The sequence below is a fragment of the Peribacillus butanolivorans genome (genome assembly GCF_001273755.1).
In the GTDB taxonomy this organism is placed as follows: Bacteria; Bacillota; Bacilli; order Bacillales; family DSM-1321; genus Peribacillus; species Peribacillus butanolivorans.
In genome coordinates, this window is the sequence record NZ_LGYA01000001.1 from 4,513,522 (window position 1) to 4,527,932 (window position 14,411).

The 14,411-nt window shown below is 39.7% G+C and carries 14 protein-coding genes and 1 pseudogene; 4 read left to right on the forward strand and 11 right to left on the reverse strand.

The window, feature by feature from the left end; translation table 11 throughout:
* Positions 1-101: 101 nt before the first annotated feature.
* From AKG34_RS20790 to AKG34_RS20800, 3 genes are all read right to left on the reverse strand, one after another.
* Positions 102-686, reverse strand: coding sequence for an ANTAR domain-containing response regulator (locus tag AKG34_RS20790; protein WP_053347864.1), 585 nt, complete (start codon positions 684-686; stop codon positions 102-104).
* Positions 687-693: 7 nt separating this feature from the next.
* Entirely contained in the window at positions 694-2,067 is a 1,374-nt protein-coding gene (locus AKG34_RS20795; protein WP_053347865.1) for a sensor histidine kinase, read from the reverse strand.
* A gap of 178 nt (positions 2,068-2,245) precedes the next feature.
* Positions 2,246-2,989, reverse strand: coding sequence for an SDR family oxidoreductase (locus tag AKG34_RS20800; RefSeq protein ID WP_053348185.1), 744 nt, complete (start codon positions 2,987-2,989; stop codon positions 2,246-2,248).
* A 229-nt stretch (positions 2,990-3,218) separates the two neighbouring features.
* Here AKG34_RS20800 and AKG34_RS20805 point away from each other — a divergent pair, with 229 nt between their 5' ends.
* Positions 3,219-3,338: a DUF4023 domain-containing protein gene (locus AKG34_RS20805; RefSeq protein ID WP_053347866.1), complete on the forward strand. Its 120-nt coding sequence runs from the start codon at positions 3,219-3,221 to the stop codon at positions 3,336-3,338.
* Between the two features lie 202 nt (positions 3,339-3,540).
* Here AKG34_RS20805 and AKG34_RS20810 read toward each other — a convergent pair whose 3' ends face one another.
* The 5 genes from AKG34_RS20810 to brnQ form a co-directional block, all read right to left on the reverse strand.
* The gene (locus tag AKG34_RS20810) at positions 3,541-3,861 is read right to left on the reverse strand and encodes a hypothetical protein (protein ID WP_053347867.1); all 321 of its coding nucleotides are present in this window, start codon (positions 3,859-3,861) and stop codon (positions 3,541-3,543) included.
* 296 nt (positions 3,862-4,157) lie between these two features.
* The gene (locus AKG34_RS20815; protein WP_053347868.1) at positions 4,158-5,201 is read right to left on the reverse strand and encodes a hypothetical protein; all 1,044 of its coding nucleotides are present in this window, start codon (positions 5,199-5,201) and stop codon (positions 4,158-4,160) included.
* A gap of 75 nt (positions 5,202-5,276) precedes the next feature.
* On the reverse strand, positions 5,277-7,193 hold the full coding sequence (locus tag AKG34_RS20820; protein ID WP_053347869.1) for a vWA domain-containing protein: 1,917 nt from the start codon (positions 7,191-7,193) through the stop codon (positions 5,277-5,279).
* Between the two features lie 15 nt (positions 7,194-7,208).
* Positions 7,209-8,075, reverse strand: a complete 867-nt coding sequence (locus AKG34_RS20825) for an ATP-binding protein (RefSeq protein WP_082527419.1) — start codon at positions 8,073-8,075, stop codon at positions 7,209-7,211.
* Positions 8,076-8,230: 155 nt separating this feature from the next.
* Positions 8,231-9,562: a branched-chain amino acid transport system II carrier protein gene (gene brnQ / locus AKG34_RS20830; protein ID WP_053347870.1), complete on the reverse strand. Its 1,332-nt coding sequence runs from the start codon at positions 9,560-9,562 to the stop codon at positions 8,231-8,233.
* Between the two features lie 371 nt (positions 9,563-9,933).
* Between brnQ and AKG34_RS20835 the strand changes: the two genes are divergently transcribed.
* Entirely contained in the window at positions 9,934-10,500 is a 567-nt protein-coding gene (locus AKG34_RS20835; protein WP_053347871.1) for a maltose acetyltransferase domain-containing protein, read from the forward strand.
* 44 nt (positions 10,501-10,544) lie between these two features.
* Here AKG34_RS20835 and AKG34_RS20840 read toward each other — a convergent pair whose 3' ends face one another.
* Complete coding sequence (locus AKG34_RS20840; protein WP_053347872.1) at positions 10,545-11,189, reverse strand: SDR family oxidoreductase; 645 nt, start codon at positions 11,187-11,189, stop codon at positions 10,545-10,547.
* A gap of 386 nt (positions 11,190-11,575) precedes the next feature.
* On the opposite strand from AKG34_RS20840, the gene AKG34_RS20845 reads away from it, so the two are divergent.
* A complete protein-coding gene (locus tag AKG34_RS20845; RefSeq protein ID WP_053347873.1) occupies positions 11,576-11,839 on the forward strand; it encodes a CD3324 family protein in 264 nt (87 codons plus the stop codon).
* 162 nt (positions 11,840-12,001) lie between these two features.
* Complete coding sequence (locus AKG34_RS20850; RefSeq protein ID WP_053347874.1) at positions 12,002-12,637, forward strand: FusB/FusC family EF-G-binding protein; 636 nt, start codon at positions 12,002-12,004, stop codon at positions 12,635-12,637.
* Positions 12,638-12,790: 153 nt separating this feature from the next.
* Here AKG34_RS20850 and AKG34_RS29770 read toward each other — a convergent pair.
* Together AKG34_RS29770 and AKG34_RS20855 are read right to left on the reverse strand one after the other, a co-directional pair.
* Positions 12,791-12,862 (reverse strand): annotated as a pseudogene (locus AKG34_RS29770) (hypothetical protein); the annotation flags it as partial.
* A 201-nt stretch (positions 12,863-13,063) separates the two neighbouring features.
* Entirely contained in the window at positions 13,064-14,212 is a 1,149-nt protein-coding gene (locus AKG34_RS20855) for an amidohydrolase (protein ID WP_053347875.1), read from the reverse strand.
* Between the last annotated feature and the right edge of the window lie 199 nt (positions 14,213-14,411).

Consider the following 14,411-nt stretch of genomic DNA (forward strand, 5'->3'; position numbering starts at 1 on the left):
AAAAAAGAATATAAAAAAAGACGCATCGTATAGCCCAAACTAAGGTTTTTCCGTAGAAGTTTCTACGATACAACCATTTGGTCTATCAAAGCGTCATTGCTTCATCTATTCACTTGTTTTTGATCATTTATAATTATTAGTTGTGCAACTTTTTCAATCGATAGTTGCTTATTCATACTCAACCTTCGTAGCTTGTTATATGCGATTTCTTCGGTTACATTCTTTCTCTTCATGATAATTCCTTTTGCTTTTTCAATGGCTTTACGATTGTGGAGGGTTTCATCCAGTTGAGCCATTTGTTCCTGATACTTTTTTGTATTCTCAGCTTGCAGTAAGGCAATCTCTACCGCTGGGATTAGACTTGCTTCGGTAATTGGCTTTACAAGATATCCTACGATATTGGCTCGTTTCGCCTGGTCGATATATTCACGCTGGCTAAATGCCGTTAACAAAAGGACCGGAATCTGAAAAGTGTTAGAAATCACTTCACTCGCCTTGAGCCCATTCAGTTTAGGCATTTTTATATCCATTAAAACGAGATCGGGTTGCAAAGCATGTGCCAGCTCAATCGCCTTCTCACCATCACGTGCCTGTCCAACCACATCGAATCCCGCATCCTTGAGCATATAAGTAATATCAAGAAGAACAATCGATTCATCTTCCACGACCAAAATCCTCTTGCCCATGTCTCACCTACCTATTGTATGGAAATCTTATGGAAGCCAACGTTCCTTCCATGATTCGACAAACCGAAAATTCTCCATCCAAATCATTCTCGACCGTCATGCGGATAATATCTAACCCTAATGAAGGCTTAGCTGCCGGAGAATAACCAATGCCATTATCCAAAACTTGAATCTCTAATTCAGAACCATCCTTTTGAAAAGACACGGTAATCTTTCCAGTCGTTCTTCCACTGAAAGCATGCCTCACACAATTATAAATGAGTTCATTCTCCACCAACGCAACTGATACAGCTATATCGGAGTCAATGGAATGAAGCTCACCAATATATTCAATACTTAGGTTTTTACTTTCTTGATTCTCACTATACACAATCATATCACCGATTTTTTTAATGAGCTCCAGTAAATCTACATGATCAACATGGCTACTAGCCAAAATGATTTCATAAACCGACGATATGCTTAATACTCGGTTTAAACTGACCAATAAATGAGGTTTACTTTCTTCGGGAACCTCCATCCTCATCTGTAGCCGAAGCAAACTGGCAACCGTCTGCAAATTATTTTTCACTCTATGATGAATTTCGCGAATTGCAACTGACTTACTAATCAGTTCTCTTTCTTTTTCCCGCAGTTCAGTCATATCCCGGATGATGATAAATGCTTCCTTAGATTTCTTGCCGCGTATATGAAATTTCTTTACTTGAAAAATTTTTTTCCCAATGTGCAGCTCCTTCATTAAAACTTCTTCTGTTGAAGCAAGTACATCAGCAAAGCTAGGAAAATAGTCGAAAATGCAGGTACCTAGTACACATTCGGTCAAACAGATGTCCGTTACTAGATTAATAGCCGCCGGATTAGTATAGACAATTTGATTTTGATTATTAATCAGGAATATCGACTCTTCAATAAATTCAGGCACTAAAGAATTTTGTTCATCCTGTCTTTCAAAAAAATTTGAAGTTTCGGGTTCTTCTTGAATCGCCTTCTCCATAATCAATACGGCAATGACACGATTGCATTCCCCTCTAACCGGAACAACACTTTGTTGGACCATGACTCCCTCTTGAGTCAATGCTCGATTCACAAACATATCCTTCCCCGTGCGTAATACATAAAATACTGCCGGCTCGAAGGCTTCATAGGCGATCTTACCGATAACCGAATAATTATAAACCGACTTTACAGAATGGGCGCTTTGCTCCGCCACGACAATCGCATGCTTTCCTTCCCGTACCGGACAATCAATAAAGACATTGGCTTGATTCAAATTAGCAATCAATGTTAGATTATTCGACAGATTTTCAAGTATGCATATATCCTTGTCTATTAAGTTCGTATGCATTTCACATAATTCTCGGACCGAAGATGTCTTCTCCATTGGCAAAACTCCAATAAAAGTTTAATCATGGATATTATTATAGATACCGCTTTCATTTTTGTCAATATTCCAAATATTCTAATGTTATATATCCTAACATCAGAAACAATATTTTCATAGGAGCATAATACTAAAGCAAATATCATACTAACGTTGCTTTAGTATTAATTTCAAGCAATTAAATAAACCCTCCATTGACTCTGATCGTTTGTCCCGTAACCCACTGTGCTTGTTCACTCACTAAAAACGTGATCACATTAGCGATGTCATCCGTTTCACCTAAACGTCCGAATGCACTCATTTTTTTCATCCCTTCGATTTGTTGCTCGGATTTTCCAACATTAAACAACTCAGTGTTAACGGGACCTGGAGCAATTGCGTTAATAGTGATCTGTTTAGAGCCAAACTCTTTAGCCAGTTGTCTTGTAAATTGTTCAACTGCCCCTTTTGTTCCTGCATACATACTATACGTAGGGAACATTTGGCCTAATACAGAGGTAGAAATATTAACGATCCTACCTTTGAGCTCCATATATTTTAATGCTTGTTGACAAGCAAAGTATGTCCCCTTAACGTTTACTCCAAATTGTTTATCAAAGTCTTCTTCCGTTGCCTCCGCTAGTGGTTTATTAATCATCAGTCCAGCATTGTTCACTAAAATATCAATTTTCCCATACGCTTTGACCGTTTCTTCGAAGAGATTGACAATGTGAGTAACTTGGCTAATATCTGCTTGGATAGCAATTGCTTCTCCATCATTTTTCTTTATGCCTTCCACTACTTCATACGCATTTTGTGAACTGCCTGAATAGTTGATTACTACTTTTGCACCTAAATCCGCGAGCTGTTCTGCTATAGCCCGGCCAATTCCTCTTGATGATCCTGTGACCAAAGCAACCTTTCCATCTAACCGATTATTCATTAATTTCACTTCTTTCTTTTCATAATAGTTATTCAATTTCACACCAAAACTTATTAGTCCATATTTTACCACCATTTCCTCGCTACCGTTTCTTTTGTTCAATAAAAAAAGTTCCTCAGATTATATTTTCAATAAAAGAAAATTTAAAAGTGCTTGTCCCCATCAATGCTCATGAATTACTCCTCTTCTGGTTATAGTAAAGAAGAAAATAACTGAGGAGGTTTTATCCATGAAAAGTTCAGAAGAGTTTGTAGAGAATATTCAAGAACAGCAAAAGAAAGATGCAGCCAATAAGCGTCGTCAAGGTAACGGCAATCCCGCCCAGAAATTACCGAATAAAAAACATTAATACAGCAACATTGTATTAGCTACGCATCTTCATATTCATTCTCCGCTCCTATTTTAGAGCGGGGAATTTTTCATGGCTCTTTCTTGTTCATCGCTTCGATTTCTTTTGAAAAGGTCTCTTCTATTTCGTTTTTATTTCCATACAGAAAGAGATTATCACCAAGTAATCTATTATTTATGAATGGTGTTTTAACGGTAATAGTCTAGATCGTCAATATCCCAATAATAATGCTTAACTCCATTAAGCGTAAATCATCTGTAAGCAGTGTACTAATTGATGAAATAATAACAGCAAGAGAAAAGGCTCCAAATAAAATTAAAAACATGCTTATTTTTCTTCGAACAGGATGATCAATAATAGACTTTGGTTCGTCAGTAGTAAATCCAGTACCTTTTAGCATGGAGATAACTTGAAATCTAGCTACAGTGTTCTTTAACCCAGTCAGTTTTAATAAGGTAACCGATATTTCAATAACAAGACCAATGATTAAAAAATAAAGCACCATAAACACTACATTCATCATACTGATTATTACCTCCATCCATCTTTCTTCATTTATGGTTTACCCTAATTATTCTAAAAAGAATCCTCATCATTATTTCTTCTAATAGTTACATCTGATGATTGGATTCATGCGAATAACTAGCCTGAAATACAAAAAACACAGTAGAATTCATTGCTGAATCCTACTGTGTTTTACGTACCTCTTAATGATCCTGTTAATCAAATTGGGATGTATTTTTCCGTTCAATATTTATTCAACCTACTTTAATGTTGCTGAATTCCACCGCCTTGTATCGGAAATTCAACATATTGGCTTTAAAATCCTTGCATCGGGAATCTTCCGGGCTGACCTTGACCTCCCGGCATCATCGGGTATCCTCCAGGCTGACCTTGACCTCCAGGCATTGGGTATCCTCCAGGCTGGCCTTGACCTCCCGGCATCATCGGAAATCCTCCGGGCTGGCCTTGACCTCCCGGCATCATCGGAAATCCTCCAGGCTGACCTTGACCTCCCGGCATCATCGGAAATCCTCCGGGCTGGCCTTGACCTCCCGGCATCATCGGAAATCCTCCAGGCTGACCTTGACCTCCCGGCATCATCGGAAATCCTCCGGGCTGGCCTTGACCTCCCGGCATCATCGGAAATCCTCCAGGCTGACCTTGACCTCCCGGCATCATCGGAAATCCTCCGGGCTGGCCTTGACCTCCCGGCATCATCGGAAATCCTCCAGGCTGACCTTGACCTCCCGGCATCATCGGAAATCCTCCGGGCTGGCCTTGACCTCCCGGCATCATCGGAAATCCTCCAGGCTGACCTTGACCTCCCGGCATCATCGGAAATCCTCCGGGCTGGCCTTGACCTCCCGGCATCATCGGAAATCCTCCAGGCTGACCTTGACCTCCCGGCATCATCGGAAATCCTCCGGGCTGGCCTTGACCTCCCGGCATCATCGGAAATCCTCCAGGCTGACCTTGACCTCCCGGCATCATCGGAAATCCTCCGGGCTGGCCTTGACCTCCCGGCATCATCGGAAATCCTCCAGGCTGACCTTGACCTCCCGGCATCATCGGAAATCCTCCGGGCTGGCCTTGACCTCCCGGCATCATCGGAAATCCTCCAGGCTGACCTTGACCTCCCGGCATCATCGGAAATCCTCCGGGCTGGCCTTGACCTCCCGGCATCATCGGAAATCCTCCAGGCTGACCTTGACCTCCCGGCATCATCGGAAATCCTCCGGGCTGGCCTTGACCTCCCGGCATTGGGTATCCTCCGGGTCGATCAAATTCACCAAACTCTCCCGTCATAGGGGCCCCATCAAAACTTCCAAATTCACCATAGTTTTGCCTTGTATCTTCCATTTTTCTTTCACTCCCCATCTAGGTTACAGTCTAGAATATGAATGTTGAGCGAAAGAGTGCAGGTACATGGCTTTCTCAAATGGTCTTCAGTAACAGCTTCTTTAATAGCGGGGTAAAATGCTCTGGCAATTCAGCTACACTCGGAATCATCAGCCGTTCTTTGCCGTAGATGTTTTTCATCGTCAGTTCTTCACTTTCATCAACGCTTCCATCCGCTAAAAACATGCCAATGATTTCGATTCCTTTTTTCCGGGCTTCGGATACGGCAAGATGCGTGTCGACGATTCCATTTTGGTCATAATCGGCTGCGGCCGGTTCACCATCGGAAAATACGAGCAAGAAGCGATTCTTTTCTCTCCTTTTCTCCAATTCTTTTGTTGCAACCCTGATACTGTAGCCATCTCTGTTGTCTTCCTCCGGTTCAAGCTGCATGATTTTTGCGCCTGAATTTTGATAAAGCGAATCAGAATGGGATTGGATCACGTGGAAGTAATTCGGCTGATAGCCTTCTTTCACCTCATTTGCATCCTCCCAAAAACCGACAATCGAGTGAGGAATTCTTAATTTTTTCAACACTTCATGAAACAGCACGATCCCCCGTTTTGTTTCATCCATCTTGTTATGCATAGAGGCCGAGCAATCGATCAATAGCGTGAACACAGCATCTATTTCATTGGAATCCCTATTCTTTTTGTAAAAGACTCTTGGATTTTCGTCGAGTACAAGCGGCAGTAATTTCTTTGATAAGCGGCCATAGACCAAGTCTTTTCTTGGTGCATTCTTTTTATTTTCGAGTGTTTTTTCAATCGTACTTGAGAGTTTTCTCTTGAACGGTTCAATATCTGCAACAAACTCGCGATAGCGTTTTTCCTCAATAGGAGTGGGCATTTTTGCTTCCTTAATTATCTGAACGACGTCTTTATTTTCTTCGCCAAATGGATGTTCACCACTTTTTCCGATATTCGTTTGCTTCTTTTCGAGCGTTTCCTGTTGCTTGTATTCCTTTTGTTCACTTTCTCCTGACGAGCCTTGAATCGAGGCCAGCGCCTGGTCAGCATCTTCCGCTTCCCGAGCTCCGCCGCCCATCAAGCTTGTTTTCGTTCCCTGCTCCAATTCAAACTGAAGGAAGGTCGAATTATTCTCGCCATTTTTATTCTCGCGATGCCATGTCGAGAATTTTTCATCAATAAACTCACTATTCTCTTCACTTACATCTTCTGCGTCATCGTTCACCAGTTCATCATTTCTTGTTAGTTCATCAAATAACGTATTCGCTTTATACTTCTCCACATTAGCAACAGGAAATATGAAATATTCATTCATCGTATCCTGATACTCTTCGTTCAACCTAAAAACGATTTGCTCACAAATTCTAGTGATATCACTCGTTTTTGTTGCTTCAAAGACCGAATGAATAAGCGATTTAATTTTTTCCAGTTCCTCTAGTTGGCGTTCATTAGCTCTCGGAAAAACAGGATCTGGCCTATCCGAATGAATCAGTAAATAAACGAGGCAGAACAGCTCATCTAACGCAAAGCTTCTTGTGACATTTGTCGCTAATTGGCTTTCAAAATATTGTTTTAGGTAAGCTCCCCGTACAGAGAACCACTTTTTCGTGCCAGGACGTTCTTTTTTCACCAATTCCTCCAAACGCAGATCTTCGAATATGGTGAACAACTGGGCAGCAAACTTTGGAAGCGAGCATTCTTCTATGATGTCCTGGTACTCTTTCATGCTTAGGATTGTAGAATGATGCAGCGTCCCAATTGTTCTAAGCAGCACATCTGTTTTCAATCCCGCTTCTTTTACCTCCTGATTCCCATTTTCCCAAAAATGGCTGGCTGTGACCTTAGTCTGAATCAGATCAATAAAGGAACCATAATTATATTCAAATTCCAGGTCAGGAATACCTGATAAGACAGTCGATAGATCCTGCAGCTGCAAAAAAAGGGCCGTATCAATTATTGAATCATTGAATCGAATATACTTCATGCGGCATTCTCCTAGTTAGAATAATGTATCTGCCAAATTCTTCACAAACTCCCGCTCTCGTTCCTCGTCCAACTTATCCACGATGGAGCGAAGAATCGCACGTTTCGGGGGAATCAATACACTGAGGTCACAGGCATCAAGCAAAGCCCGAATTGATGCTGCATCTTCAGCCACTTTTCCTTGATTAACGGCGTTTATTAAGTCACCTGACAGCTTAACGAACAATTCGATACTTCTTGAATCCTTCAACTGTGTATTCGATTGAATCAATTGCTTTAACTGCTCTCCTTCGATATAAGGAACCTCGATCACGACAAACCGGTTTTTCAGCGCCTCATTCAGCGGTACTGTACCGACATAGCCTTCGTTTATTGCAGCAATTACGTTAAAACCATCTTTCGCAGTGATGACTTCGTTCGTGAACGGGTTCGTTATCGTTCTCCTGTAATCGAGCACCCCATTGATTAACGGCAGTGTTTCCGGCTTCGCCATATTGATTTCATCTATGTATAAGAAATGTCCGTGATTCATCGAATTGATAACAGGACCTGGAACGAATTCAATCACCTGTTTTTCCTCTTTGTAAGCAAGCGTCTTGAAGCCCAATAAGCTTTCAGCATCCAAATCGACTGAGCAGTTGACACTGAACATCGGTTGGTTGAATAAATTCGATAACGTCTCGGCAAATTTCGTCTTCCCTGCCCCTGTCGGTCCTTTCAAGAGGATGTTCTTCCCCATACTTAAGGCTGTAATGGCATCCACCATCAACTCCATCTCAGGAGGCAGATATCCACCTTTCCTTATCAGTTCCTCAAATTGAGAGGAATTTTTTTTATTTGTATGTAAAATATTAGCTATTTCTTTTGGTAAACGATTAATCATTGTCTCCATACACCCCTTTTTCATCATTTTAATGCTCTTTACCGGTAAAAACAAACACTAAGAAAAAGAGCCGTCATATAGACAGCTCTAAGAGTAATCATTTACATTCAACGTTCAAGTTCTGATGCCTATTTTCATAAAGTGAATAACTAGGCTTAATACACTTCTTCGGGACTCCTTTTCATTAAGCTTATCGCAAAGCCTAATACACCACCAAAAATGGCTGGAAGCACCCAACCTATTCCTACACTATATAATGGAAGAAAATCGGTGAAAAAATCGGAAACAGCATAAATTTTAACACCGGAAGCCATTAATCCATCCAAAATACTGATGATGGCTGTTAATAATAAACTCCCAAAGTATACCTCGGATTTTCCTTTGAAAAAGGAATGCAAGAATGTTAACACAATTAAAACGATGGCCAATGGATAAATCGCGGTTAACACAGGCACTGTAATCGAAATTAGTTTGGTCAGACCTACATTGGCAACAGCTGCGCTAAAAACTGAAAAAATAATAACAAATGACTTATACGATACAGCAGGAATTACTTTATTGAAATAGGAAGCACAAGCTGTTATCAAGCCTATACTAGTAGTTAAACAAGCTGCGATTACAATTAATCCTAACAGTACTGCACCTGCAGAACCAAAAAAATAATTCGAAGCTTGCGCTAGAACGTCTCCACCATTCCCTAAATAACCAAGTTTTTCCACACTAGTTGCTCCGACATAAGTTAAAGCAGTATAAACAATTACTAATAGAGAAGCTGCTATAAGGCCGGCTTTCATACAGAAACCTAAAACTTCTCTTCTTGAAGTAATTCCTTTATCTTTGATTGCATTAATGATAATAATACCAAATGCAAATGCAGCAAGCGTATCCATAGTTAAATATCCTTCTTTGAAACCTTTGAAGAACGAATTATCTGAATAATCTGCGATAGGAGATTGTATTTCGCCCATTGGATTTGCAATTGCCACTACAATTAGTATCCCGATAAAAATCAATAATAGTGGAGTTAGAATTTTCCCGACAATATCCAACATTTTCGATGGGTTAATAGATAATAAACAGGCAAGTCCAAAGTATATGACCGTAAATACTAGCAAAGGTAAAAAGCCGACTCCATCTGGAAGAAAAGGTTTAATCCCTATTTCATAAGACACACTTCCCGTTCTTGGAAGAGCGAATAACGGCCCGAGCGATAAATATAGAACGGCTGTGAAAATAAAACCGAACATCGGGTGCGCTCTGCTTGCAAGCGACTGCACATCACTTTTACCTGAAAAACCAAATGCTAATATTGTGACAAATGGCAATCCAACACCTGTAATGATAAATCCTAAACTAGCAGACCATAAATTTGTCCCGGCCGATTGACCGAGCATAGCAGGGAATATTAAGTTTCCTGCACCAAAAAATAAAGCAAAAAGCATTAATCCTGTAACAATAACAAAAGAAAGTGGTGCTTTCTTTGACATTTTGAAGCCTCCAATATTTTGATTCTCTTAACAAAAGAAAAGAGATGTTGTCCATCTAATTTCGATTTAAAAGTGAAATAAACTACGGAATTTACTTATTCCATTGTCATGTATCCACCTGAAACTTAAACACAACAACCCTTACTATAAAATGCACTGGAACGTTTGTCAAAAATTAATTCTTTCATTATTCGGAAAAATCTTTCTTTTTCTTTTCTCTTTATTAACATGAGGGATAACAAAGCAATATATATAGCGATTTAACATAGAGGGTTATAAAATGGGTACAACTCATTTCCTATTAAAATTATTTTTATATTCAGTGATATTTTCACTTTTAAACGAAACATATTAGAAAGAGGGTTGAAGTATTGAAGACAGAAAAAGAAAAAATGGTGAACGGAGAACTATATATTGCGGCGGACCCAGAATTAGTAAAAGATAGAGAGAATGCACGAAGGTTAACCCGACTATACAATCAGACAACGGAGACCGATGAGTGTAAAAGAATTGAACATCTGAGGGAGCTTTTTGGTTTCAGTGGGAAAAAGATATACATTGAGCCTACTTTTCGTTGTGACTATGGGTATAACATTACTGTAGGGGAAAACTTTTATGCGAATTTTGATTGTGTCATCCTGGATATTTGCGAAGTCCGTATAGGAAGGGATTGTATGTTGGCTCCTGGGGTACATATCTATACAGCCACACATCCACTAGACCCATTCGAACGCAGTTCAGGTGTAGAATACGGAAAGCCCGTAACGATTGGAGACAATGTTTGGATTGGCGGCAGAGCCATCATCAATCCCGGAATTACAATAGGGAACAATGCTGTTGTTGCTTCGGGAGCTGTTGTAACAAAAGATGTCCCAGATTGTGCGGTTGTAGGCGGAAACCCTGCGAAGATCATCAAATATATAGAAGGAATAAAATAGCAGAGCACATTCACTTCTGAATGGCTCTGCCTCTATTTTTCTTATTAAATTGTTTTTAACGCTTGAGGAATCGGTGTATCCCCTGTTATTAAGTCAAAGGAACGGTTATACGTATTTTCTTCGATTAATGAGGCAAGAATTGTTTGAGCCACATCCTCCCGCGCAATCGTCCCTCTTTCCAGTTCCTCAGCAGCGGCTACATGGCCTGTGCCAGGTTCGTTCACAAGTCCGCCCGGCCGGATGATGGTATACGTTAAACTGCTTTGTAACAATGCTCTATCCGCATAGTGTTTGGCCACATAATATGGTTTGATGGCTTCATTCCAGTTTTCCCTATTATTCGCCTGAAAGGCACTGACCATGATGAATCGGTTGATTCCTAGGTTTTCAGCTGCTTCAATCGTTTTAACAGCACCGTCTAAATCAATCAAAAGCGTCTGATCCGCGCCTGTGCTGCCTCCCGATCCTGCCGTAAACACGATTGCATCGCACCCTTTTGCCGCTTTCGAAATCTCATCCACCGATCCCGTTAAACTTACGATTACAGATTCGACTCCGATTTTCTCAAAATGCTTCCTCTGTTCTTCTTTGCGAATCATTGCTCGTACAGTATGTTCCTGGCTATCTTTTAGCAAGTCAACCAGGTGTTTACCGATCTGCCCATTTGCCCCAACTACGAATACTTTCATAAAAGTCAGCTCCCATAATGGTTAGTTTGGTTTCTATATTCAATTATTTCATGTACAAAGTTCATTATCAAACAATCAGCCCATCCTTCTATCCATTTGGGTCCTTTCAGTTTGTATTATCATATATTGGAAATAGTTTGCAATCACATTTATATATTTTATAATAATTAAAATAAGTGTTATTTATAACACAAAGGGGAGGTGTAAAGATGGCAATAAGACTTTTAATGCCACCTTCTGCAGCGTCTCATGCAAAGCCTAGTATTGGAGGCGATACTTTGCATGGGGTAAAATTAATCTAAACTAACATCGCCCAGCTTATCATTTCTATATATTTGGCTTTGCACCTTATTTTGTTCTAAAAAAAGAATAAGGGGCTGGCAGAAATGAAATATGTAAAAGCAACGACTGTTTTACCTGAAAAGCTGATTGTGGAAATTCAAAAGTATATACAAGGTGAAACAATATATATCCCTAAACTAGAAACGACTTATCAAAAGTGGGGAGCTAGTTCGGGATCAAGGAAATACATTGATGACAGAAATGCTTCTATTAAATATGCATTTAAAAAGGGGCATACAATTCATCAATTAGCCGAGGAACATTTTCTCTCCATAGAAACCATCAAAAAAATCGTTTATTCTAAATAGGTAATAAAATGGTAGCGCTGATAATATTATCAGCGCTACTCATATGTCGAGTATGTTTCTTAGTCGTTTTCTACCTTTCAATGTTGATGCAAATTCTGTAAAGTAAATAGAAACGGTACCAAGTTTAAAAGGTATCGTAGCAACATGAACAGGGGTGGAAAAATGGAACCTTTTATCAGAAGTGAGCAATATAACTTTATTAAGTCTCAAACTCAGATTCTCATAAATGGACACGCGACTGCGAATGATAGGGATGTTATTCATACCCTGAAAACAGTCGCGAAAGAAAGAGTGTTAAGCTTATTCAATGAATTGAGTGAGGAGCAAAGGCAAGTATTAGACCCAATTGATACCATCAAAGAGCCTGCACAAGCTGAAGTGTTTCTATTGAAGATAAAGCCATTTGTGATTCCTTTTAAAGAAGTGACTGAAAAAACAATCAAAAAGCTATTTCCTAAAGCGAAGAAGTTAAAGAACCCTATGTTAGAGAACTTAGACTTGAGAGAGATTTCATATTTGGGATGGGATGATATCGGCTCCGGAAAAAAATTCATCATAGCACCTCATCACAATAAGCTATTGGGGTTGCATGGGACAATTAAACCTTCTAACAAAAAAGGTATCTGTGCCATATGCAGTCGCTTTGAAGAATTAGGAATGTTTATGTCCGAAACAAAAGGAACAGTACAAGGTACATTCATTAAAAAAGGTAATTATATTTGCTTGGATAGCTTAAAATGCAATCAAAACATCACCACATTGGATAAATTAAATGATTTTATCGTGCGAATAAAGTAAATATGGTATCCGAATAAAAAAGCAATCCTTCATTATGGAAGAATTGCTTTTTGTGTCTTAATTTTAGTTATAGTATAGGATCAAACTCAACTTTACTCGTGAATTTCGTTCCTTTACTCGTGAGTTTCACTAATTTACTCGTGAATTTTGTTNTACTTCACGGCCTTCATTGATGGCCCAAACAATTAGGCTTTGCCCCCTTCTTGCGTCTCCAGCAGCAATTAAATGATAATCGGATTCATTTAATGGATAGGTTTTCATGATGATATGCCCCCCCCTTCTCTTTTACTTCAAATATTTCATTTAGTTGACTGGTTGTGTACGATTTTACTACTTTCATTGGATGCATAATAAGGTCACTAATTTGGTGGCCTTCTTATTTAGCTTGTTTCTTCGCTTGTTTAACAAATTGTGTTCGATTTACTATCAACTCTTTACTTTTTTCACCGCTTCTAAAGCCAATAAGCGGAAGTAGGAAGCGGCTGGGAAAAGTGCCGTTTCATCTACAATAAACTTCGGATGATGCAGGTCATACGGACCGCCTGAACCTATCATTACGAAAGCACCTGGTATTTTTTCTTGGTAAAAAGCGAAATCTTCACCTATTGAGCTAGCTTCTAGCATTTTTGTCGTGTAGCCTGCTGATTCTCCAACCTGAAGCATCAAATCTGCCCATTCTGGCGTATTATCAACTGATGGGGGACCTGGATGCCAAGATAATTCAACTTTTGCATTGAATGTTTCACTTATACCATGTAAGACTTGTTTCATACGTTTCTGTATGAACTCTCGTTGGGTTTTACTGAAGGTGCGGACGGTCCCTTCTAAATATGCACTATCAGGGATAACATTCCACGTTGATCCACTATGAATTTGAGTGATGCTCAAAACGGCAGTCTCTTTTGGTGCAACATTTCGGCTGATGATGGTTTGCAACGTTGAGATAATTTGTCCTGCTATGATAATCGGATCATTCCCCTCTTCCGGTTTAGCCGCATGTGAGCCAGTTGCTTTAACATGCACTTCAAAGCGATCGACTCCCGCTGTCAATGCACCATGTTTTGTTCCTAACTCTCCAACTTTCAACGTCGGATCATTATGAAGACCAAAAATCACATCCACATCATCCAACACACCGGTTTCCATTAAAGCACTTGCACCGTGTCCCGTTTCCTCTGCAGGTTGAAATATCAAACGAATCGTTCCGGCCATATCTCTTTCTTCTTTTTTTAATAAAAAAGCAGTTCCTAAAATGACAGAGGTGTGAAAATCATGACCACATGCGTGCATAACGCCAACGTGCTTTGAAGGGAAGCTCACCTCAGATTGCTCCAAAATCGGTAAAGCATCAATATCGGAGCGAAGTGCTATCGTAGGTCCAGGCTTGCTTCCTTTTATCTCAGCTACCACACCCGTTTTCAATGGAAAATTAAGTATCTTAATATCCTGAGATTGAAGTGCTTCTTTAATTTTCCTAGTCGTTTCAAATTCTTCGTTTGATAATTCAGGTGTCATATGAAGATCACGCCTGAATTTCAATAGATACTTCTCTAATTCTACATTGCTTATAGTCAACGGTTATCCATCTCCTCAAAAATACGATTAAAAGCTTTCCCCATTCATTCTCATGAAAAAATTAAAGAACGAAACTAATATCCAAGGAATATCAATTGAAGCAGCTATCGCTTGTTGATAAACGTGTAAAGTATGAGTTCTAAATTATGTAGCATGGTAAGCATCTGATGGAATGAAGTCAATCATATCCCAGAAATGA

Excerpts from the sequence above, each read along its gene's own strand:
- AKG34_RS20790 (WP_053347864.1), bottom strand. The coding sequence starts at position 686 with ATGGGCAAGAGGATTTTGGTCGTGGAAGATGAATCGATTGTTCTTCTT.
- AKG34_RS20795 (WP_053347865.1), bottom strand. The coding sequence starts at position 2,067 with ATGGAGAAGACATCTTCGGTCCGAGAATTATGTGAAATGCATACGAAC.
- AKG34_RS20800 (WP_053348185.1), bottom strand. The coding sequence starts at position 2,989 with ATGAATAATCGGTTAGATGGAAAGGTTGCTTTGGTCACAGGATCATCA.
- AKG34_RS20805 (WP_053347866.1), top strand. The coding sequence starts at position 3,219 with ATGAAAAGTTCAGAAGAGTTTGTAGAGAATATTCAAGAACAGCAAAAG.
- AKG34_RS20810 (WP_053347867.1), bottom strand. The coding sequence starts at position 3,861 with ATGATGAATGTAGTGTTTATGGTGCTTTATTTTTTAATCATTGGTCTT.
- AKG34_RS20815 (WP_053347868.1), bottom strand. The coding sequence starts at position 5,201 with ATGGAAGATACAAGGCAAAACTATGGTGAATTTGGAAGTTTTGATGGG.
- AKG34_RS20820 (WP_053347869.1), bottom strand. The coding sequence starts at position 7,193 with ATGAAGTATATTCGATTCAATGATTCAATAATTGATACGGCCCTTTTT.
- AKG34_RS20825 (WP_082527419.1), bottom strand. The coding sequence starts at position 8,075 with ATGATTAATCGTTTACCAAAAGAAATAGCTAATATTTTACATACAAAT.
- brnQ (WP_053347870.1), bottom strand. The coding sequence starts at position 9,562 with ATGTCAAAGAAAGCACCACTTTCTTTTGTTATTGTTACAGGATTAATG.
- AKG34_RS20840 (WP_053347872.1), bottom strand. The coding sequence starts at position 11,189 with ATGAAAGTATTCGTAGTTGGGGCAAATGGGCAGATCGGTAAACACCTG.
- AKG34_RS20845 (WP_053347873.1), top strand. The coding sequence starts at position 11,576 with ATGAAATATGTAAAAGCAACGACTGTTTTACCTGAAAAGCTGATTGTG.
- AKG34_RS20850 (WP_053347874.1), top strand. The coding sequence starts at position 12,002 with ATGGAACCTTTTATCAGAAGTGAGCAATATAACTTTATTAAGTCTCAA.